Source organism: Marinobacter sp. F3R08 (genome assembly GCF_018860425.1).
Taxonomy (GTDB): Bacteria; Pseudomonadota; Gammaproteobacteria; order Pseudomonadales; family Oleiphilaceae; genus Marinobacter.
Window position 1 is genome coordinate 302748 of record NZ_JAHKPI010000015.1, and the last position, 20751, is coordinate 323498.

At 55.8% G+C, this 20751-nt stretch carries 19 protein-coding genes; 16 read left to right on the forward strand and 3 right to left on the reverse strand.

Annotated features, from left to right (window positions below; translation table 11 throughout):
* Positions 1-8: 8 nt before the first annotated feature.
* From KO499_RS10505 to KO499_RS10580, 16 genes are all read left to right on the forward strand, one after another.
* Positions 9-1079, forward strand: a complete 1071-nt coding sequence (locus KO499_RS10505) for an enoyl-CoA hydratase/isomerase family protein (protein ID WP_215983691.1) — start codon at positions 9-11, stop codon at positions 1077-1079.
* 64 nt (positions 1080-1143) lie between these two features.
* Positions 1144-2031: a 3-hydroxyisobutyrate dehydrogenase gene (mmsB, locus tag KO499_RS10510; protein ID WP_215983692.1), complete on the forward strand. Its 888-nt coding sequence runs from the start codon at positions 1144-1146 to the stop codon at positions 2029-2031.
* Between the two features lie 228 nt (positions 2032-2259).
* On the forward strand, positions 2260-4683 hold the full coding sequence (locus KO499_RS10515) for a response regulator (protein WP_215983693.1): 2424 nt from the start codon (positions 2260-2262) through the stop codon (positions 4681-4683).
* A gap of 100 nt (positions 4684-4783) precedes the next feature.
* A complete protein-coding gene (locus KO499_RS10520; RefSeq protein WP_215983694.1) occupies positions 4784-5887 on the forward strand; it encodes an AI-2E family transporter in 1104 nt (367 codons plus the stop codon).
* 114 nt (positions 5888-6001) lie between these two features.
* The gene (locus tag KO499_RS10525; protein ID WP_215983695.1) at positions 6002-7144 is read left to right on the forward strand and encodes a zinc-binding dehydrogenase; all 1143 of its coding nucleotides are present in this window, start codon (positions 6002-6004) and stop codon (positions 7142-7144) included.
* Positions 7144-8205: a proline racemase family protein gene (locus KO499_RS10530; protein ID WP_215983696.1), complete on the forward strand. Its 1062-nt coding sequence runs from the start codon at positions 7144-7146 to the stop codon at positions 8203-8205. The genes KO499_RS10525 and KO499_RS10530 overlap by 1 nt, the downstream gene beginning before the upstream one ends.
* Positions 8206-8378: 173 nt before the next feature.
* The gene (locus tag KO499_RS10535; protein WP_215983697.1) at positions 8379-10028 is read left to right on the forward strand and encodes an AMP-binding protein; all 1650 of its coding nucleotides are present in this window, start codon (positions 8379-8381) and stop codon (positions 10026-10028) included.
* A complete protein-coding gene (locus tag KO499_RS10540) occupies positions 10025-10441 on the forward strand; it encodes a PaaI family thioesterase (protein ID WP_215983698.1) in 417 nt (138 codons plus the stop codon). The genes KO499_RS10535 and KO499_RS10540 overlap by 4 nt, the downstream gene beginning before the upstream one ends.
* Positions 10442-10445: 4 nt before the next feature.
* Positions 10446-11249 (forward strand): alpha/beta fold hydrolase, encoded by an 804-nt coding sequence (locus KO499_RS10545; protein WP_215983699.1) that lies wholly within the window; start codon positions 10446-10448, stop codon positions 11247-11249.
* Between the two features lie 78 nt (positions 11250-11327).
* Positions 11328-12131, forward strand: a complete 804-nt coding sequence (locus tag KO499_RS10550) for an ABC transporter ATP-binding protein (protein ID WP_215983700.1) — start codon at positions 11328-11330, stop codon at positions 12129-12131.
* Positions 12128-12850, forward strand: coding sequence for an ABC transporter ATP-binding protein (locus KO499_RS10555; protein WP_215983701.1), 723 nt, complete (start codon positions 12128-12130; stop codon positions 12848-12850). The genes KO499_RS10550 and KO499_RS10555 overlap by 4 nt, the downstream gene beginning before the upstream one ends.
* Positions 12851-12922: 72 nt before the next feature.
* On the forward strand, positions 12923-14134 hold the full coding sequence (locus tag KO499_RS10560) for an ABC transporter substrate-binding protein (RefSeq protein WP_215983702.1): 1212 nt from the start codon (positions 12923-12925) through the stop codon (positions 14132-14134).
* A gap of 105 nt (positions 14135-14239) precedes the next feature.
* On the forward strand, positions 14240-15127 hold the full coding sequence (locus KO499_RS10565) for a branched-chain amino acid ABC transporter permease (protein WP_215983703.1): 888 nt from the start codon (positions 14240-14242) through the stop codon (positions 15125-15127).
* A gap of 2 nt (positions 15128-15129) precedes the next feature.
* The gene (locus tag KO499_RS10570; RefSeq protein ID WP_215983704.1) at positions 15130-16125 is read left to right on the forward strand and encodes a branched-chain amino acid ABC transporter permease; all 996 of its coding nucleotides are present in this window, start codon (positions 15130-15132) and stop codon (positions 16123-16125) included.
* A gap of 541 nt (positions 16126-16666) precedes the next feature.
* Complete coding sequence (locus KO499_RS19725; RefSeq protein WP_228339870.1) at positions 16667-18376, forward strand: DUF4998 domain-containing protein; 1710 nt, start codon at positions 16667-16669, stop codon at positions 18374-18376.
* 88 nt (positions 18377-18464) lie between these two features.
* Positions 18465-18701, forward strand: a complete 237-nt coding sequence (locus KO499_RS10580) for a hypothetical protein (protein ID WP_215983705.1) — start codon at positions 18465-18467, stop codon at positions 18699-18701.
* Positions 18702-18782: 81 nt separating this feature from the next.
* Here KO499_RS10580 and KO499_RS10585 read toward each other — a convergent pair whose 3' ends face one another.
* The 3 genes from KO499_RS10585 to KO499_RS10595 all read right to left on the reverse strand — a co-directional run bounded on the left by KO499_RS10585 (position 18783) and on the right by KO499_RS10595 (position 20716).
* On the reverse strand, positions 18783-19211 hold the full coding sequence (locus KO499_RS10585) for a hypothetical protein (RefSeq protein ID WP_215983706.1): 429 nt from the start codon (positions 19209-19211) through the stop codon (positions 18783-18785).
* 114 nt (positions 19212-19325) lie between these two features.
* Entirely contained in the window at positions 19326-20057 is a 732-nt protein-coding gene (locus tag KO499_RS10590) for an anti-sigma factor domain-containing protein (RefSeq protein ID WP_215983707.1), read from the reverse strand.
* Complete coding sequence (locus tag KO499_RS10595; protein WP_228339871.1) at positions 20054-20716, reverse strand: sigma-70 family RNA polymerase sigma factor; 663 nt, start codon at positions 20714-20716, stop codon at positions 20054-20056. The genes KO499_RS10590 and KO499_RS10595 overlap by 4 nt, the downstream gene beginning before the upstream one ends.
* Positions 20717-20751: the final 35 nt, after the last annotated feature.

Consider the following 20751-nt stretch of genomic DNA (forward strand, 5'->3'; position numbering starts at 1 on the left):
GATCTGTTATGAGTGATCAACCCATTATCTTTGAAGAGTGGAAAACCGGCGATGGCGCGCTGATTGCCGTGGCCCGGCTGAATACGCCCAAAGCTCTGAACTCGCTGTCTCTGGAAATGATCCGGTTACTGACACCGCAACTGAAGCGTTGGGCGGACGATCCTGCAATCCAGGCCGTGTGGCTGGAAGCAGAGGGTGACAAGGCATTCTGCGCTGGCGGCGATATTGTCGCCCTGTATCGGAGCATGACGGAGCCCCAGGGCGCCAGTGAGGGTGAGGCCTTCTTCACTGAGGAGTATGAGCTGGATTACCTGATCCACACCTTCCCGAAGCCGATCGTATGCTGGGGGCATGGCATCGTGATGGGTGGCGGTATGGGTATCATGGAGGGGGCCTCCCATCGGGTGGTTACCGAGGGTTCGAAGCTCGCCATGCCGGAGATTACCATCGGTCTTTATCCTGACGTTGCCGCCGGCTGGTTCCTCAACCGGACGCCTGGCCGTACCGGCATGTTTCTGGGGCTGACCGGGGCACGCCTTAACGGAGCGGATGCGGTCTTCACTGGCCTGGCTGATCGTTTCATCCGGCACGACCTCAAAGCGGATGTTGTAGATGCGCTGTGTAAACGCAGCTGGCAGGGTGAGGATGCCCACGCAGTGGTCGGTGGTGTGCTTCGCCAATACGAGCGTGAGAGCGCAGACGCCATGCCGGAATCACCGGTACGTACCCATTTCGACGAGATCAACAGGGTTACCGATGCGGATTCCCTGGAAGCGACCATCAATCAGCTGAAAGAGCTGTCCGGTGGCGACGGATGGGTAGCCAAGGCAACCCGCTCCCTGGCGGGTGCCTCACCCACCTCCCTGGCTCTGGTCTGGGGCCATCTGCAGCGCTGCAAACACGATAGCCTGAAGGAAGTCCTCGATAAGGAACTGGTGCTCTCCATCAGATGCCTGACCAAGGGGGAGTTTGCAGAAGGTATACGCGCGCTTCTGATCGACAAGGACCAGCAGCCTCGCTGGCGGTATGCGTCCCTTGCTGAAATGGAAAACGAGTGGATTGACGATTTTTTCAAGTAACAACCCAAAGGGCCGCCGGTAACGGCGGCCTGCGCAAAGCAATACAACAATAAGGGGAAAAGACATGGCAAAAATTACCTTCATCGGCCTCGGTAACATGGGCGGCCCCATGGCCAGCAACCTGGTAAAAGCGGGTCACGAAGTTACAGTATTCGACCTTTCGAAAGAGGCGGTGGCTACTCTGGTGGCTGAGGGCGCAAAAACCTCAGACACCGCCCACGAGGCAGCCAGTGGTGCTGAGTGCGTCATTACCATGTTGCCAGCAGGGCAGCACGTGGAAGCGGTTTACCTGGGGGATGATGGACTGCTGGCCAGACTGCCGGCGGGTACCCTCGTTATCGATTCATCTACCATCGCGCCGGAAACAGCACGGAGCGTGGCCGAGGTGGCAAGAGCGAAGGATATTCCGTTCCTCGATGCGCCTGTGTCCGGCGGTGTCGGTGGCGCCCAGGCCGGCACGCTGACCTTCATTTGCGGCGGCGCGGAAGAGACCTTTGCCAGGGCCAGGCCGATTCTTGATGCCATGGGCAAGAACATCTTTCACGCTGGTGATCATGGCTCGGGCCAGGTAGCCAAAATCTGCAATAACATGCTGCTGGCGATTTTGATGGCAGGCACCAGTGAAGCGCTGGCATTGGGCGTAAAGAACGGTCTGGATCCCGCGGTACTCTCGGAAATCATGAAGCAGAGTTCGGGTGGCAACTGGGCGCTGAATGTGTACAACCCCTGGCCTGGTGTGATGGAGAACGCGCCGGCGTCCCGCAATTATGAGGGTGGCTTCCTGGTCAATCTGATGACCAAAGATCTCGGACTGGCGTTCGATAATGCGGTTAAAAACCAGGCCTCCATTCCTATGGGCTCACTGGCTCGCAACCTGTTCTCGCTCCACGCAGGGCAGGGTAACGGCACGCTCGACTTCTCAAGCATCCAGCGCCTGTACAAGCCGGAATAAATCGACTTCCAGGACGGTTCCATGGGTACGATGGATTGTGCCCATGGATTTCTCCTCTCCCGCCCCCGTTACTTCCTTCAGCTTTCAAGTAATTGTTTACACTAGTGGTTTCTAAGACGACAGGTCGCGAATCGTGTGGCAACGCGTTATCGTTGTCATGAGCCTGATTCCTCATTTCAGGCTACAATTCCAGGTTACTCATCTATTCGCAGCACACGAGGTCCGTTAATGGCAGGCGTCGACATGGGAGCGAAATACCAGGTACTCAAACAGCAGTACGTCCAGGGTCTGCCGAGCCGCCTGGAGGAATTGCGTACATCCTGGAACCGGTTGCGGCATGTCAGCTGGAGCGCGAAAGTCTTGTCGTTCATGGAGCAGTCCGCTCACAAACTGGCCGGAAGTGGCAGTACCTTTCAGTTTCCTGACATCAGCGAGAGCGCCAGGATACTGGAAGAGCAGCTACAGCAGTTGCTGGATAAACCAGATCCGACGCCGGCGGAGAGGAACCGGATTGAGGTATCGCTTGGGGTGCTGGAGCGGGCTATCGAGCTGGCGATCAATGCCGGCAACCCTGAAGAGGCCGCCGGAGCCTTGGCGGAGGTGGAGAAAAAGCACTACCGCATCGCCATTGTGGACGACGATGACAGCCAGGTGGCCCGTCTGAAAGAGTGGCTGGAGGCTCGGGATTACGCTGTCGATACCTTCGACACACCAGGGGCATACAACGAAAAACCAGATGATCACCGCTACCACCTGATTTTGCTGGGCATGAGTTTCCCCGGGGGCGTGCTTGCGGGAGTCACTCTTCTGGAGCGCCTGAAGTCCCGGATGGACGCTGCCAGCCCGGTGATCATGATGTCGGCACGCAGCGACATGGTCGCCCGTATGCGGGCATTGAGGGCCGGTGCCGATTTCTATCTTACCAAGCCCCTGGATCTTGGCGTCCTGGAAAAACGAATCGAGCAACTTCTGAGTGTCGATAAGGGTGCCCGGCAGCGAATTCTCTGGGTTGAGGACGACAGCGACCAGCTTGCCTACTACCAGACCCTGCTGTTGGACGAAGGCTATGAGGTCGAGGGGTTGACCCAGCCGGTTCGGATTCTCGAGCGCATTGAGCAGTTCCGGCCGGACGCAATTGTGCTGGATCATGAAATGCCTGGTATACAGGGTTTGGAGCTGGCTCGGGTGTTGCGTCAGGATGCCCGTTACATGACCATTCCCATCCTCTTCGTGTCCGCATCGCAGTCGGTGTCGGATCATCTCGAACAGTACGCTATGGTGGGAAACGAGGTCTTCCGGAAACCGCTGGATAATCAGCGCTTTCTCAAAGCTCTTCATGATCACCTTGTCCAGGCCCAGCGTGTGTCAGCCAGGGTTAATCTGGTAAGCAAACGCAAAGAACGCCAGGGTCTTCAGAATCATGATTATTTCCTGACAGAGTTGGCCGCCTCGCTGGCCTGTTTCGATGTTTCGCCGGACAGTCGGCCCCGTTTTCTTATCCAGGTTGGCATTGATCGTGAAGAATTTCTGCGCGCACAGCACGGTGCCCGTGCTCTGGCCCGGCTGACAGCCTGCATGGAGCAGCACTTTGCGAGCCAGCTGGGTGTGAAGGATTCCGGCTGTGCCCTTGGGGGAGGCAGTTTCCTGTTTCAGGTGAATGTACCCATGTCAGAGGCGCCGGCTATCTGCCTGGAGCGCTTCCTCCAGCGTTTGAACAGTCCGCAATGGAGCCTGGGGAAGCCCGCCACGCCAGTCACTGTGAGTATGGGCGTATTGCCGCTTACCGATGCGTTGAATGAAGACAAGGCCCTGCTGGAAGTAGAGCGCGCCTGCGGCGAGGCAATGCTGGCCGAAGGTCCGAAGGTGGTATGGTGCCAGCCTCCCGAGCGGGCTGACCACAGCAAACCGGACACTCGTATTCGCGAGTTACTGGATGCCCGTTCTTTCACGCTGCATTATCAGCCGATTGTGAATATGGATTCCGGTGATACCCTGTTCGAGGCGCTGGTGCGGCTGTTGGATGAAAATGATGCCATCTACCTGCCCGACCAGTTTTTACCACTTCTGAATCAGGACGGCGCCGAGGCGTTTCATGAGCTCGATCGCTGGGTTATGGAGCACGCGTTGGGTGGGCTGTCGAAACTGGCAGGCAAAGCTGCGGCCAGCCATTCCGTGGTCATCAAGTTCGCGTCTTCATTGGCAGACGTGGAAAAGATGTTGCCATTCCTGAGCAGCGGGATGCGCAATGCAGGCATCAAGGGAGAACGTCGCGTCTATGCGGCACTCTCGAGCCGTACCGTGATCAAGGAGGTCGCCAGGACAAGGCAGCTGCTGAGTGTGCTGCAGGAGATGGACTGCGGCTTGATTCTTGAACACCTCGACAGCAGCACGACTTCCATTGATCTGCTGAAAGAACTGCAATCGGTGGACTTCGTCAAGCTGGCTCCCAAATACGGCGCAAGTGCGGAACAGACGCCGGAGCTGGAAGACTTCTTGCGGCAACTGGCAGGCATCTTCGGCTCTTCTTTGCCGATCGTGGCCACCCGGGTGGAAGATGCTACGGCTCTTTCCTGGTTCTGGGAGCGCGGCGTTCGGTATTTTCAGGGGTACTTTATCCAGGCGCCTGAAGTGGCGATGGATTTCGAAATCTAGACTTCAGTGCACCCCGACACACTGAAAGGTAGACTGGTCGCTCCAATCGCCGGTGCGAATCCTTCGGACCGGATTTTATTCAACGTACACAGGGCTCCTCATGGGCGACCAATCGACAGACAATGAACCGGTAGTGCAGGGCAAGCGGCCTCTGATTTCATCGGATCTTGCCACTCCAATTTATGGATTGTTTGGCCTTGGTATCCTGTACACCTTGTATGTCGCTCACCAGATCGTTCTGCCCATCATTCTTGCCGTCATGACGAGTCTGCTGCTGTCTCCGTTGGTGAAACGAGCCTATGTGAAATGGCGCATACCGAAGATGTTAAGCTCACTGATTCTGGTCCTGTTTGTTCTGACGGGTATTGTTGGCATCACCCTTGCCGTTGCTACGCCAGCTGTGACCTGGGCCGAAGAGGTGCCGCAGGGCATTTCGCGGTTGCTGGTGGGTGAAAGTGAGATCAGTCGCCAGATTGCCAGGGTATCGGAGTCTGCACAGCAGGTTGAGAAATCGGTAGAGGAGCTCTCCGAGACACAAAAAAAGCAGCCAACTGCCGTGGTGCTGCAAACCGAATCCTGGCGCAGTCAGTTAATGACCAAGGCCCGGAATGGTATCGCTGGACTTGCGCTGGCCCTGGCACTGACCTATTTCCTGTTGGTGAGTGGTGATCGCCTGATCAAGAATTTCGTGCGTCAGCTCCCCGTTGATCAACGCCGAACGGTGTTACGTATCACCCGCGATTCGCAACAACAGATTGCCCAGTACCTTGGCGTTCTGGGCTTGAGCAACCTTTCTGTCGGCGCAACCACTGGTCTGATGTGCTGGGCAGTTGGCCTTCCAGATCCGGCTGTCTGGGGGCTGGTCGCCGGGCTGGCCCGGTTTATTCCGTACCTGGGCGTCATCCTCTCCATATCCATGCTCACGGTTGTTTCGGCGATCAGTCTTGATGAACTCTGGATGATGGCAATCGCACCGCTGGGATTCCTTGGTCTGACGACTCTGGTGGGCTTTTTTATCGAGCCCTGGATTCACGGCTTTCGTATGGCTATCAATCCGGTGATTATCTTTGTTTCGATCTTCTTCTGGGGCTGGCTCTGGGGGCCGGTGGGTGTGCTTCTGGCAGTACCACTGATGACGGTTATCCAGGTAGTGCTCAAGCAGATTCCCCAGCTGCGTCCTGTCTACAAGGTGATAGCACGCTAGAGTCAAGGGAATGCCTGAATAATGGATACCCGTAACAGGCCCTGACACTCTCTGGAATCTCACCTATCCTCTCTGAATACCCGAAATTCAGCAAACAGGGAGGATCGTTGGCCCATGATCCCGAATACCATGAAAGCCATGGTTCTCACCGGTCACGGTGATATCGATAAACTGGAGTATCAGGATGTGTCTGTTCCGGCCCCTGGCCCGGGAGAGGTGCTTGTCCAGGTCACGGCAACGGCAAAGAACAACACCGACCGCAAGGCGCGTGAAGGGCTTTATCCCACCAAAAAAGGCGAAATGACATCCTTCCAGATGGGTGGCAAGCCTACCTTGGTGTTTCCGCGGATACAGGGTGCGGATATTGCCGGTCGCGTTGCGGCCGTCGGTGCTGGTGTGGATGAGTCCCGTATCGGCGAACGGGGCCTGCTGGATTTCAACATCTACGCCAATGACCGGCGGGATATCAATCTCACGCCCGATTATTTTGGCCATGGTGCTGATGGGGGCTACGCGGAATTCGTGGTTCTGCCGGCAGACCAGTTCCACTCCATTCCCAACCCCGATCTGGCAGATGCCGAACTGGCGTCCATGGGGATGTGTTCTTACCAGACCGCTATGCACATGCTTACATCGGCCAACATCAAGGCTGGCGAACGGGTTTTGGTTACCGGGGCCAGTGGTGGCGTTGGCACGGCCCTGATACAACTCTGCCGGATCCTGGGGGCTACCCCCTATGCACTGAGCAAACAGGATAAAGCGGAGGCCCTGATGGAGCTGGGCGCGGAGGCCGTGCTGGATCGCTCCGATATGGGAACCTTCGTGGATCGGGTGAAAAAGGCAACCGGTGGCAAGCCCATTGATGCGGTGATGGACCTGGTGGGCGGTGAAATGACCGATGCGTTCATCGACACCATGATCTTCGATATGAACGCCCGTAGTACCTACCCGCGCCTGAGTATTGCCGGCGCCAGCGGCGGTAATATCAGCGAAATCCTGTGGACCAGGATCTATCTCTACCAGGTGCAGATTTTCGGGGTATCCCATGGTACCCGGGAAGAAGCGGAACAATTGATGGCATGGATCCGGAGTGGACAGCTTAAACCGGTTCTGCACGGCGCATTCCGGCTTTCCGATTTGCATCGGGCAGAAGAGTATTTTGTGAACCGGGGGAGCAATTATCTCGGCAAGATCGTGATTGTTCCCGACTCACAATGGGAAGAACACGGCAAATCCTGGTCACTGGAGCGTACCTGATGAAACCTGAACTGACCCTGCAGTTGATGGATACTCATGCTGGCGGTGATGTCAGTCGCATCGTAACCGGAGGAATTGATCCGTTGCCGGGCGAGTCGGTCCGGGCGCAGATGGAATATTTGCGGGACGATGCGGATGGCTTGCGGAGGCTGTTGCTGGAAGAGCCATACGGGGTGCCTGAAATGTCTGTGGATTTGCTGGTTCCGCCCAAGGATCCCCGGGCTGCCGCTGGTTACATCATCATGGAAGTCATGGGTTACCCGATATACTCCGGCTCCAACACCATTTGCACCGCTACTGCTGTGCTTGAATCAGGCATCGTGCCAAAACGGGAAGGCCGGCAAAGCTTCATGCTGGAATCCCCGGCTGGTCTGGTCCAGATTGACGCGACGGTGCATGACGGTGTGGTGGAATCCATCACCTGTGAAGGCCTGCCAAGCTATATCCATACTTACAGGGCCACCATCGATGTACCCTCCCTGGGGGAGGTCACCTACAGTGTGGCCTACAGCGGCGGTTTTTATGCGTTGGTTGATGCAACCAGCATGGGCTTTGATCTGACTCTGGACGAAGAGCGCAAGCTGGCAGAAACCGCCCACGCCATCGTCGAGGCCATTCAGGCCGACCGGGGCTTTTCCCATTACACCCTGGGCGACGTGGGCCCGCTCCCGTTTCTTCACTTTATGGGGCCTGTGGAGCACGTAGCCGAGGGCTATTACCGTTCCCGCTCTGCCACCTATGTGCATCCCGGTGTGATTTGCCGAAGCACCACGGGCACTGGCACGTCGGCCCGCCTGGCATTGATGAACTATGAGGGCCGCATTCAACCGGGGGACAAGCTGGAGACAGTGTCGCTGAGAGAAACCGGTTTTATCGGTGAATTTACCTCGGTTGAGAAAGAGGGTGAGTACCAGGTGATCAAGAACAGCATCACCGGGAAGGGCTATGTCATTGCCCGCTCTGACATTGTTGTAAACTGTGATGATCCGATGGTTGAGTGTGGCTCCCTGCATCACATCCTGTCGAGCCGCCATCCCGGGAAAAACACGCCTCAATCCTGAGGTCCTTTCGCAATCTCCTGACAGGGCGCGGTATATCTGCTGCGCCCGCTTCTCCTCCTCATAAAATTCCTTAAACATCTGTGTTTTTGGCTTGATGTTTACCTTTACGTAAAGTGAAGCCTGTGGTAAACCTTGACCCGTGCTTTCAATGATAAAAACAATAGGAGTTGAGAATGAGCCTTCCGGAATACACCGACGTTTACAACAACTTCGATCCTGCTGCTCTGGAAGCGGACATCCTGGATGGACGTCTGGATAGCGGGCTCAACGTATGCCACGAAATCTGTGACAAGTGGGCCGATGACCCCAGTCGAGTGGCTCTTTATTACGAAAAGGAAGACGGTGGCGACGGCAAGCTGACGTTCGCAGAGCTGAAAGAAGCATCGGCGCGATTCGCCAATTATCTGAAATCCCAGGGCATCGGAAAGGGCGATCGGGTAGCTGCACTGCTGCCGCGTACTCCGGAACTGCTGATCGTTATTGCCGGTGCCCTGCGGGCAGGCGCCGTGTACCAGCCTCTGTTTACGGCATTTGGTTCCGGCGCGATTGAATACCGCTTCGAGCGTGCCAGTACCAAGCTGGTGGTGACCAATCCTGAAAACTATCCCAAGCTCAAGGATGTCAAAGTCTGCCCGCCGGTTGTGGGTGTTAACGCCAGTGACATTGGTGCCGACATTCCTGACTTCGAAGAAACCCTGGCGGCTCAGTCCAGCGAATTTGAGCCAGTGATGATCAAGGGCGACGATCCCTTTCTGCAAATGTTCACTTCCGGAACGGTGGGCAAGTCCAAGGGCGTTGCAGTCCCGTCCCGGGCGCTGCTGGCATTCTACGTCTACATGAAGTACGCCATTGATCTGCGCGAGGGTGACACCTTCTGGAACGTTGCTGATCCCGGCTGGGCTTACGGTCTCTATTATGCCGTGGTAGGCCCTCTGCTGATGGGGCATGCCACCCATTTCAATCCGGGCGGATTCACGCCGGAATCCACCTACGACATGATCCGGAAATACAAGATCACCAACCTGGCGGCGGCACCCACAGCTTATCGTTTGCTCAAGGCAAACGATCATGTATTGCCGGAGGGTGAGAACCTCGGCCTGCGGGTAGCCAGCAGCGCCGGCGAGCCGCTCAATCCGGAAGTCGTGAACTGGATCCGTAACCGCCATTTCTGTCCGGTCAAGGATCACTATGGTCAGACCGAAACCGGAATGACCTGCTGTAACTTCCACGGTCTTGAGCATCCTGTTCGGGAAGGTTCCATGGGTTATGCCTCCCCCGGCCACAAAGTGGTCGCTTTGAACGAACAGAACGAAGAAGTGGGTGAGGGGGAAGTTGGTCAGCTGGCGGTCGATGTGAACGCCTCACCTCTGTTCCACTTTAACGGCTACACCTGGGGTGAAAAGGATCCGTTTGTAAACGGTTACTATCTTACCGGGGACATGGTCATCAACCATGGCGGTGGCTGTTTCGCCTTCAGCGGCCGGGATGACGACATCATCACCACTGCCGGTTACCGCGTGGGTCCGGCGGACGTTGAAAGCACGCTGCTTGAGCATGCCGCTGTTGCTGAATCCGGGGTTGTCGGAAAGCCTGATGAGAAGCGTGGCTCGATCATCAAGGCGTATGTGGTGATCAAGGGCGATTATCCCCTGGGTGATGAGCAGGCCCTGAAAGACGAGCTTCAGGAGTTGGTGCGTCGTCGTCTGTCGACCCACGCCTTCCCGCGGGAAATCGAGTTTGTTGATGAGCTGCCCAAGACGCCCAGTGGCAAGATCCAGCGATTCGTCCTGCGTAATCAGGCCAAGGACGAAACCGCCGCATGATCATTACCTTTGAGGAGCTGCAGACTTTCCTCGACGAGCAGTTTCCGCAGGGGGCCGCTTTCGGCTCTCTGCAGAAGCTCGGGGATGGCTGGGCTGAAATGAAACTGGAGGTGGACGAGGAACACCTCAGGCCCGGAGGCACTGTTTCCGGGCCCGCCATGATGGGGTTGGCGGACGTCACTGTTTACGCAGCGCTGTTGAGCAAGATCGGTCTGGTGCCGTTGGCCGTGACCACCAGTCTCAACATCAATTTCCTTCGCAAACCGGTAGCTCATCGGCCTATCTGGGCCCGTGCGACCATGCTGAAGGTAGGCCGCACCATGGGTGTGGGCGAGGTGTTTGTATACTCCGAAGGTGCGGAGGAGCCTGTTGCCCACTCCACCATGACCTACTCCATTCCCCCCAACCGGTAGCTCCATGCAGATTCGTGACATGATGGTGCCGGTAGGCGACGGCGTTGAGCTGGAAGTCAGGCGGATTCAGCATGAGGCATCGACGGGGCCGGTTCTGGTATTTCTGCATGAGTCTCTTGGCAATATTGCTCTGTGGCGTCAGTTCCCGGAAAAGCTGGCGCAAGCCACGGGCTGCGATGCGCTGATCTACAACCGGCTGGGCTATGGTCATTCTTCCGACGAATTGCTTCCGCGACCTTACGATTACCTGGAGGTAGCCGGTCATCAGTGGTTGCCCCGTTTGCTGGACGCGCTTGGGATCGAAGATGTTGTTCTGATCGGGCACAGTGACGGAGGCTCAATTGCGCTGGTGGCTGCGGGCGCCATGGGTGGCCGGGTGAAGGCGCTGGCAACCATGGCCGCACATATCTACGCCGATCACCTGACCCTGGCGGGCATAGACGAGATGGTTGTGCGCTATCGGGAGACGGATATTCGGGAGCGACTGGCCAGGTATCACGGTGATCGAACCGATGAGCTGTTCAAAGCCTGGCAGAGGGTCTGGCGGGATGACGGATTTCATGCGGCCATGGATTTCACTCGTTGGCTGGCTACTATTGGATGTCCGGCTATGATCATTCAGGGCGAGGGCGACGAATATGGCGTGCCGGAGCAGGTAACCGATATCGTTGCCGGGATCGGAAGTAACGCTCGGGGCGTCTTTCTTGAGGGCGCCGGGCATTCTCCTCATCTGGAAAGGCAGGATGAGGTAGTAGATCTTCTATACGACTTTTTGTGTAGCGAGAGTATTTATAAAAACAGCAATTAAGTATTGACGTTTACGTATACGTCAATCTAATCTGATAAGCAGATAAAACGCACAACAATAACAAAGGTAGATTGGCTCATGAGTGAACAGTACGTTCTGGAGACCCGTAACCTTGTCAAAGAATTTAAGGGTTTCGTAGCGGTCGACGACGTGAACCTGAAGGTTCAGAAAGGCCATATTCATGCCCTGATCGGTCCCAATGGTGCCGGCAAGACCACGGTCTTCAATCTGCTCACCAAATTTCTGATCCCGACCCGGGGTCAGATTCTGTTCAAAGGTCAGGACATCACCACCCTGAAGTCCGCAGCCATCGCCCGTCAGGGCATTGTTCGTTCGTTTCAGATCTCGGCCGTTTTTCCGCATATGACCGCGCTGGAAAATATCCGGGTCGCGTTGCAGACGTTTGAAGGCACCTCATTCAGTTTCTGGAAATCCGGTAACTCGCTGCACAAGCTTAACCAGCGTTGTATGGAGCTGCTGGATGCCGTTGGGCTGGCCGAGTTTGCCAACACCACTACCGTTGAGCTGGCTTACGGGCGCAAGCGGGCTCTGGAGCTGGCAACCACGCTCGCCATGGAGCCTGAACTTCTGCTGCTGGATGAACCCACTCAGGGTATGGGTTCGGAAGATGTTGATCGGGTGGTAGAGCTCGTTCGCAAAGCTGCGGAGGGGCGGACCGTGCTGATGGTTGAGCACAATCTCAGTGTGGTCAGTAAATTGTGCGATCGCATCACCGTGCTGGCCCAGGGCGCCGTGCTGACCGAAGGCGATTATGCCGCCGTCTCTGCGGATCCGAAGGTACGTGAGGTATACATGGGCAGTGATGGTAGTGGTGAACGAGGAACTACCGCTGACAGTGAGCAGTCGGAGGCGGCGCAATGACCAGCACATCAGATCGTGAATATGAACAGCTTCGCTTGTCGGGGCTGCATGCGTTCTACGGTGAGTCTCATATCCTCCATGGTATTGATATGGTGGTGAACCGTGGAGAGCTCGTGACCCTGCTGGGTCGCAATGGGGCAGGCCGGAGCACAACACTTAAAGCGATCATGAATATGGTTGGCCGGCGCACTGGCTCCATCATGATCAACGGTGAGGAGACCATGTCTTGTGCGCCTCACCACATTGCCAGGTTGGGAGTCGGGTATTGCCCCGAGCATCGGGGCATTTTTTCCTCGCTCAGTGTGCAGGAAAACCTGACCCTGCCGCCGATAGTGCGCAGCGGTGGTATGAGCCTGGAAGAAATCTACAACATGTTTCCGAATCTTTATGAACGACGTTTCAGTCAGGGCACCAAGTTGTCTGGTGGCGAGCAGCAAATGTTGGCTATGGCCCGTATTCTGAGAACCGGCGCCAATATGCTGTTGCTGGACGAAATTACCGAGGGTCTGGCCCCGGTAATAGTCGAGAAGCTTGGTGAGGTTCTTATTGCTCTGAAAAACAAAGGCCTGACCATTGTCCTGGTCGAACAGAATTTCCACTTCGCAGCACCGTTAGCCGACCGTCACTACGTTGTTGAACACGGTCAGATTGTGGAAGAAATCAGCGCCAACGAATTGAGTACCAAACAGTCGGTGCTGGATGGCTATTTGGGGGTCTGATCCCGGATAGAGCGAAAGTAAAAAAAGCAACAAAAACCCGAACCAACGCAAGACAGTAGCGGAGATACAACAATGACAATGATGAAAAAGCTTCTGACCTCAGCCGTTGCATCAGCCTTGATGGCAGGTGGAGCCCAGGCGGCCATTTCCAACGACACCGTCAAGATCGGTTACCTGGCGGACATGTCCGGTACCTATCGTGACCTCGCTGGCCCGAACGGACTGAAAGCCCTGGAAATGGCGGTTGCTGATTTCGGTGGGCAGGTAAACGGTGCCAAAATTGAAGTAGTCAGTGCCGATGACCGCAACAGCCCGGATACTTCCTCCAGCACTGTGCGTCGCTGGGTTGAGAACGACGATGTTGATCTGGTGTCGGGTATGGTGGCGTCTTCTGTTTCCATTGCCGTGAGCAAGATTCTGGAAGAGCATGATCGCCTGGGTATTATTTCCGGTTCGGCCGCTTCCAGTATTACCAATGAACACTGTACTCCGAACCACATCCACTACGTGTACGACACCTACCCACTGGCAAACGGTACCGCCAGCGCGGTTGTCAAAGAGGGCGGTAAAACCTGGTACATGCTGACTGCGGATTACGCTTTCGGTCACTCTCTGGAAAGTGATGTACGCCGGGTTGTTGAAGCCAGCGGCGGCGAGGTGATCGGCGCTGTGCGCCATCCGTTCCCGACCCAGGATTTTTCATCGTTTGTTCTTCAGGCCCAGGCTTCTGGTGCCGACGTAGTTGGTCTTGCGAATGCCGGTGCTGATACCACCAATGCCATCACCACTGCCAGTGAGTTCGGGGTCACCCAATCTGGTCAGACTCTGGCAGCGCTGCTGCTGTTCCTGACAGACGTTCACGCGCTGGGCGCAGAAACCGCGCAGGGCATCCAGTTAACCACTGGCTGGTACTGGGATATGAACGATGAGACCCGTGAATGGTCTGATCGCTTCATGGAAGAGACCGGTGTGCGTCCGACCATGGTTCACGCGGGTATCTACTCAAGTGCCATGCAATACCTGAAAGCTGTTGAAGCGACAGGCTCTGATGATGCTCAGACTGTACGCAAGCAGATGATGGATACCCCGATCAATGACATGTTTGCCAAAAACGGCAAGATCCGTGTTGATGGTCGTATGGTGCACGACATGTTCCTGGCGGAAGTGAAAACACCGGCCGAATCGACTGGTGAGTGGGATCTGTACAAGATTCTGCGCACCATTCCGGCGCAAGAGTCCTATCGCCCGCTCTCTGAGAGCAAGTGCAAGCTCGTTAATAAATAAAACAACCGGTTTGGGTTCGTCCTGCAACAGGGCAGGGCGAACCCATAGAAGCCGAAAAGAACAGAACCAAAAACAACCACCTGTGCTGCTTCTGGAGTTAGCCCAATGTCCATGATTTTCGGCGTCCCTTTGGCTGTGCTTTCCGGCCAGCTCCTGATCGGAATCATCAATGGCGCCTTTTACGCCCTACTGAGCCTTGGGCTCGCGGTTATCTTCGGTCTGCTGAAGATCATCAATTTTGCGCATGGTGCCATGTATATGCTTGGTGCCATGACCACGGTCCTGATGTTCGACTATCTTGGCGTTAACTACTGGGTCGCGCTTTTGCTCGCGCCGCTCCTGGTTGGCGCTTTCGGTGTTGTTATTGAATATTTCCTGCTGCGCCGCATTGCGGGGCAGGACCATATCTACAGCCTCTTGCTGACCTTCGGTGTTGCGCTGATTATCTCGGGCGTGTTGGTGAACTGGTTCGGTGTTTCCGGCCTGAGATACACCATGCCAGACGTTTTCAAAGGCGGCGTAAATCTCGGCTTCATGTTTATGCCGTATTACCGGGCATGGGTCATCGTGGCGGCGTTGGTCGTCTGCTTTGGCACCTGGTTCATGATTGAGAAAACCAAGTTGGGTGCCTATTTGCGGGCAGGTACCGAGGACTCTCAGCTGATGCAGGGGTTCGGTATCAATGTACCTTTACTGATAAGTCTGACTTACGGGTTCGGTGTGGCACTGGCGGCGTTCGCCGGTGTTCTGGCTGCGCCTATCTACTCGGTGACGCCGGTCATGGGGTCGGCCACTTTGATTACGGTGTTTGCCGTTGTGGTTATCGGCGGCATGGGGTCCATCGGAGGTGCCATCATTACCGGCATCCTCATGGGTGTGATCGAGGGGCTCACCAAAACCTTTTATCCGCCGGCGTCTTCGGCAGTCATTTTCCTCGTCATGGTTCTGGTTCTGATGTTCCGGCCCAGTGGCTTGTTCGGTAAGGAGGCATAAACATGAGTCAGTCCGTTAATTCTGCCGACATTCACAAGGCTATCGTTCAGGAACAGGCCGTTCAGGACCGCAAGAAACTGATCCTGAATGGTGTGCTGCTGCTCATTCTGCTTGCTGCGCCCCTCATGATCTATCCTGTCTTCCTGATGAAGATTCTGTGTTTCGCGCTGTTTGCGGTGGCCTTCAATCTTTTGTTCGGGTTCACCGGCCTGCTGTCATTCGGTCATGCGGCATTCCTTGCCACTGGTGGCTATACCACGGGTTATCTGCTCAGCAACTATTCCGGGCTTACCACGGAAATGGGCATCATCGCCGGCACCTTGGCGGCTACGTTGCTGGGCACTGGCTTTGCCTTGTTGTCGATTCGCCGGCAGGGCATCTATTTTGCGATGGTAACCCTGGCGCTGGCGCAACTGGTTTTCTTCTTCTTCGTCCAGTCTGGGTTCACGGGCGGAGAAGATGGCATGCACGGAATTCCGCGTGGTGAGCTGTTGGGGTTCATTAACCTCGAAAATAATATGAATATGTATTATTTCGTGCTGACGGTCTTTATCGTCTGCTATCTTCTGGTGCAGCGCGTTGTCAGCAGTCCTTTTGGGCAGGTTCTCAAGGCGATCAAGCAGAATGAACCTCGTGCGGTTTCACTTGGCTACAACGTGGATCGCTACAAGGTGCTTGCCTTTGTGATCTCGGCAGCCCTGGCGGGTCTTGCCGGTTCAATGAAGTCGGTGGTGTTTCAGCTGGCGTCCCTGAACGACGCGCACTGGCATATGTCCGGTGAGGTTATCCTGATGACTCTCGTCGGCGGTATGGGAACCCTTCTTGGGCCAGTGGTTGGTGCAACCTTTGTGGTTAATATTGAGTATCAGCTCTCTCAGGGCGCGCTGCGAGACTGGGTAGATCCAATTCTCGGCGGCATCTTCGTGCTGACGGTTCTCGCGTTCCGCAGCGGGATTGTGGGAGAGGTGCAGAAGTTCGTGAAGAAAAATATGGGGTAGCTCCTCTATATAGTCACGGGTATCAAAAGGCCACCTGTTCAGGTGGCCTTTTGTTTGAATATGAAAGTCTCGAGAATCAGAGTTTCCTGCTTATCGTTCACGACCATTAAGAAGGCCGCGATGCTGGCATTCCATCAGCTGAGGCTTCCGGCATTTTTGTCACGCCAGAGAGTCGCGCTTTCGTCGATTTCCTGATTTTAGAGGCTCTGGATCACGTTTGGCGCGCGCAAGTGATGTTTAAATATGTAATTGATCATGGGAGGCGGCCGGACTCCCGTTTGTCGTGTCATCAATGCGTCATTGAGTAAGGCGAATTAAAACATAAGGTTGAAGGGCTTTTTGTTTCGCTTTTGGTGTAACGCCGCATCACAATATGTTTCCCTCCGTAAGCGCCAATTTCCTGGCAGGCTAGCCCCAAAAATACAGAACCAGGCCGCATATAACCAGAAACCGCCGCTGTATGATTCACCCATATTCGTCAAATAATTGGTGTGAAAAGATGTCATATTGCGGCAAAAAACTAACGAAGCAAGGACTGCTGATGTTACCTGCGGTGGTTCTGCTTTCTGGCTGCGGTAGCGACACTGCCAGTGACGGCAATACTATCCCGACCGAGACCTCCGTTGTATCCGAGCCGACAGTCCAGATTGCCGGAGCTGCGATGAAAGGTGTCATTCAGCAAGGTCTGGTTGTTGCCAACCGCCTGGTTTCTGATAGCAACGGTGTTTACAGGTTGCAGCAAGAGGCAGCAGAGCCGGTTCTGACTGCTGACGATGGCAGTTATCAGTGGAAGCTCGAAGGTAAGGCCGAAGGCTGGATCCTGGTTGAGCTAAAGGCTGATGGCGGCACCCGCATGATCTGCGATGTGATGCCTCAATGCGACCAGGCCGGCATAGCGCCCGTCCCGTTCGGCCAGGCCATGTCTCTGGATAGCAGTTTCAGCCTTCGTGGTGCAGGCGATCTGCAAATGGAAACGGTAAACCTTACTCCGCTGACCCACCTGGCAGTAACGCTGGCCGAGCGCAGTGCAAGTGGCCTTTCTCCAGCCGAGCTTTCCAGTGCCTACGCTACGGTGGAGAACTGGTTTGGCCTGGCGGCCGGTGCTTTGCGCTTAACTCCGCCGGATCTGACCAATCTGGATGAATTGAGCAGCGTATCCGCTGATGCGATTCAGGTTGCGATTGCCAATGCTGCATTCCTGGCACTGGTGAACGACAACGCCCAGTGGGACTCTATATCTGATGTCTTGGCTGATGTTACATCGCAGGTCAGTGCCACCGGTCAAATCAGCGTCATGGGTGACGGAACCAATGTCGGCCTGGCCGATCTGGTCAGTGCCGCAGCGCTGCAGTCTTCCGGGCTTCAGTACTCAGTGGATTCGAGCGTAATCAGCCAGAAGCTGGTCGTTGTCGAGTATCGCAATGTACAGCGCTTCAAAACGATTGCGGATGTCATTGAGGATAACATCACGGGCGTTGCCAATGCCGGTGAGGCCAGTGACGAAACGTCTGTTGGCGGCGTAACCGTTGGACTTGCCCCGGGTGTCATCACTGACAGTCCGGCGGATTCAGATGCCCAACCGACGACAGATACCTCGACAGGTACGATCGGAAATCAGGTTGCGGATCTTACAGAGTCTGAAGCTTCGGAAGGTACGGTTGCAGGCGTTGCCGGGTCAGGAGTCATTGGGTCAGTATCCGGAGGATCAGGAACTATCGGGTCAGTTGCCAGTGGAACAGGAACTGTTGACCCGGGAACAATTGGATCAGGAACTGTTGACTCAGGCGATAGTGGCGCAGGGATTGTTGACTCCGGAACTATCGGGTCAGGGATCATTGAATCAGGAACTATCGAGACTGTCGACGGAACGACAGGCGATGACTCAAACAGCGGTGTTGTCGCGGATGCTGGAACCGATTCCGAAATCAGTGAGCCGCCCACCATGGAAACTTCTCCGGTGGAAGCCGCTCCCGAGGAAATCTTTCCGGCGAATTCTGCACTGCTGAGTTGGACTGCACCACTGACCCGCGAGAACGGCGAGAGTCTCGCTATGGGTGAAATCGCCGGCTTCGAAGTAGTCTACGGCACCAGTGCTGAAGACCTGGATCAGAGTCTGGCGATTGGCGATGCCTCCATTGATGAGTTACTGGTGGACGAACTCACCGAGGGCACCTGGTATTTTGCAATCCGCACTCTGGATACTGATGGCAACCGCAGCCGCCAGTCCGAGGTGGTATACAAGCAAATCTGATCTGAGGCGAGGAGGCAGCGTTGCGCTTAGGTGCTTCGCTGCCTGCCTGCTAACATGTACCAGACAGTTGCCTGATTCTGAGTACACAATGGAATTTTCTGACGATCGTCATACCCTCCTTGAAGTCATCCCCGATGTTCGTGATGGCCTTACCCGTACCGAGCGGATCATCCTCTACGTATTGCAGGAAACCCAGCGTGAGCGAGACGGCCGCAACGTGCCGACAGCCATGTTGTACGGCAGGGTGCTTGAATACGTGGACATGAGTGAAGCCGAGTTACACCTGTATCTGGACCGGTTGGGTGTCAAGGGAGATGGCAGGTGAGGTTGGTCGCGTAGTCAGCGACCGGTTTGAGGTGCCGGCTACCTCCGCCGGTTGGCGCAGAAGCCGGCAATAAGTCTGCGATTATTTTACTGTGATGGTCGACATCACCAGCTTGCCATCTTTCTTGATGGGGCCGTCTTCCTTGGCACCCAGGGTGTATTCAAAAATTCCGGTTTTCATACCGCCGTCTTCGCTGTGAACCATCAGCATCAGCATGTCACCGGATTTCACTTCCTCGGTCAGGATGGCCGCGACATCCATGTTCATGCCTTTGCGCAACGGCGCATAAGCGACAACAGGACCAGGCTTCATGGTTTTTCCTGTGCGATGAACCACCAGCCAGCCATTCTGTTCGGCAACCACCTTGCTGGCGGATACCACGCCGTTAGAGACCGACTGATCATTAGTCCAGACGCCGGCTTTGTGTTCTTCGGCCAGTGCTGAGCCGGTTGCGAAAGCGCCGGACATCAGTGCAGCCAGAAGTGCGGACGTTTTTGCGTGCTTGTGCATTGCGTTCTCCTAGGTTTCAGGGTTTCCCGTCCCCGGGGTGTTATTGGACGGGTTATCTGCAGCTACGGGAGCAAATGCGCAAAGTTTCAGGCACGCGCGATTTTTTTTGCCTGCCTACTGATTATTTCTATCGGTTGGGTAGAGGTAACCGTGAATCGCCGGCCCGGTCGGCTGGCCAGTTGGTGAGCCGCCCTCGGGTTCAACGCTGATGCCGAACGTGGCTTCCTTGAGAAGAGCAGGGTCGTAACTTCTCAACGCCCCTTCATCGAGTGCGAAATCGTTGCCCAGAACACCTACCGAACGTGGGTTTGGTCCCAGCTCGTCTGCCTTGATCCACAACTGATAGGATTTCCCTGGTCGTGGCTCGGCGGTCACCGGACGGATATTGAGTCGTTGCTCCTTCAGATCCACCGTGAGCAGGAAGGCCGGCTGTTGGTCGTTATGCTGGAACACCGCCACAAAGGACTGCGTTTGCGGCTCGGGCTGTGGTTGGAGCGCGAGGATTGCCACCAGTACCAGGGCGGCCGCCGAAGCAATCGCCGTACTCCAGCGCCAGCGGTTCAGCTGATTACGCAGAGCAACGACGCTGGAAGTTTCAATAACCTCGCGGGGCGTCGATTCCACTCGATCCAGGGCTTTCTCGATTTTCGCGAACAGCGCGGTCGAGGGTTGCACGGGCTCAATTTCATCAGCCAGCCTGCCCAGTCGCTCTTCCCACTGCTGGATCAGCGCTTCCACCTCCGGATCCTCCCGCCGCCGGGATTCAACATAGTCGCGCTCAGAGGCCGGCAGTGTGCCCAGAACGAACTCTGCAACCAGCATGTCCAGTTCGTCACGTTCTGTCATGGCTCAAGACACCTTTTGATCTGTTTCAGGGCACGGTGTAGCCAGGTTTTTACCGTGTTTACCTGCTGGTCAAAGTGGTTTGCCAATTCCTCACGGGACCAGCCATTGAGGTAGGCAAGCCGGACCATGTCCCGCCGGTCTTTTTCCAACTGGTCAATGCAGTGATTCAGGTGGTTTACTGACTGCTGATCCTCCAGCTGTTCCTGTGCAGTCGCCTGCTTGCCCGCCATCTCATCGAGCTCTTCACCCGTTGTTGTGCGGCCGGTGGGGTGCTTGCGCAGTTCATCAATGGCTGTGTTTCGGGCGATGGAGACAAGCCAGGTAATCGGTGACGACCTGCCGGGCTGAAACTGATCGGCTTTTTGCCAGATCTTTATATAGCTTTCCTGAATCACATCGTCTGCCCATCCTCTGTCCCTGAGGATACGCAGTGCGGTGCCGAGAAGTTTCGCAGCGGTGTCCTGATAGAGCAGGGCGAAGGCTTCGCGGTCTCTCTGCGCTACCCGGAGAATCAGTCCGGAAAGCCGATCGCCGGCTACTTCCGGGCTGGGCGGGCTATGGTTAGCGTTGTTATTGTGTGGCTGATGAGGGTCAGGCTTCATGGGGTCCCGGATGATGCGGTTGATTACCTTTCTATGTTCACGCTGTAGGCTGAACATCAGAATATCCGTGTCCCCGCCGCATTCTTACTTCG

Bases quoted from the DNA above. Each gene is read 5' to 3' on its own strand.
- KO499_RS10505 (WP_215983691.1), top strand. From the start codon at position 9: ATGAGTGATCAACCCATTATCTTTGAAGAGTGGAAAACCGGCGATGGC.
- mmsB (WP_215983692.1), top strand. From the start codon at position 1,144: ATGGCAAAAATTACCTTCATCGGCCTCGGTAACATGGGCGGCCCCATG.
- KO499_RS10515 (WP_215983693.1), top strand. From the start codon at position 2,260: ATGGCAGGCGTCGACATGGGAGCGAAATACCAGGTACTCAAACAGCAG.
- KO499_RS10520 (WP_215983694.1), top strand. From the start codon at position 4,784: ATGGGCGACCAATCGACAGACAATGAACCGGTAGTGCAGGGCAAGCGG.
- KO499_RS10525 (WP_215983695.1), top strand. From the start codon at position 6,002: ATGATCCCGAATACCATGAAAGCCATGGTTCTCACCGGTCACGGTGAT.
- KO499_RS10530 (WP_215983696.1), top strand. From the start codon at position 7,144: ATGAAACCTGAACTGACCCTGCAGTTGATGGATACTCATGCTGGCGGT.
- KO499_RS10535 (WP_215983697.1), top strand. From the start codon at position 8,379: ATGAGCCTTCCGGAATACACCGACGTTTACAACAACTTCGATCCTGCT.
- KO499_RS10540 (WP_215983698.1), top strand. From the start codon at position 10,025: ATGATCATTACCTTTGAGGAGCTGCAGACTTTCCTCGACGAGCAGTTT.
- KO499_RS10545 (WP_215983699.1), top strand. From the start codon at position 10,446: ATGCAGATTCGTGACATGATGGTGCCGGTAGGCGACGGCGTTGAGCTG.
- KO499_RS10550 (WP_215983700.1), top strand. From the start codon at position 11,328: ATGAGTGAACAGTACGTTCTGGAGACCCGTAACCTTGTCAAAGAATTT.
- KO499_RS10555 (WP_215983701.1), top strand. From the start codon at position 12,128: ATGACCAGCACATCAGATCGTGAATATGAACAGCTTCGCTTGTCGGGG.
- KO499_RS10560 (WP_215983702.1), top strand. From the start codon at position 12,923: ATGACAATGATGAAAAAGCTTCTGACCTCAGCCGTTGCATCAGCCTTG.
- KO499_RS10565 (WP_215983703.1), top strand. From the start codon at position 14,240: ATGTCCATGATTTTCGGCGTCCCTTTGGCTGTGCTTTCCGGCCAGCTC.
- KO499_RS10570 (WP_215983704.1), top strand. From the start codon at position 15,130: ATGAGTCAGTCCGTTAATTCTGCCGACATTCACAAGGCTATCGTTCAG.
- KO499_RS19725 (WP_228339870.1), top strand. From the start codon at position 16,667: ATGTTACCTGCGGTGGTTCTGCTTTCTGGCTGCGGTAGCGACACTGCC.
- KO499_RS10580 (WP_215983705.1), top strand. From the start codon at position 18,465: ATGGAATTTTCTGACGATCGTCATACCCTCCTTGAAGTCATCCCCGAT.
- KO499_RS10585 (WP_215983706.1), bottom strand. From the start codon at position 19,211: ATGCACAAGCACGCAAAAACGTCCGCACTTCTGGCTGCACTGATGTCC.
- KO499_RS10590 (WP_215983707.1), bottom strand. From the start codon at position 20,057: ATGACAGAACGTGACGAACTGGACATGCTGGTTGCAGAGTTCGTTCTG.
- KO499_RS10595 (WP_228339871.1), bottom strand. From the start codon at position 20,716: ATGTTCAGCCTACAGCGTGAACATAGAAAGGTAATCAACCGCATCATC.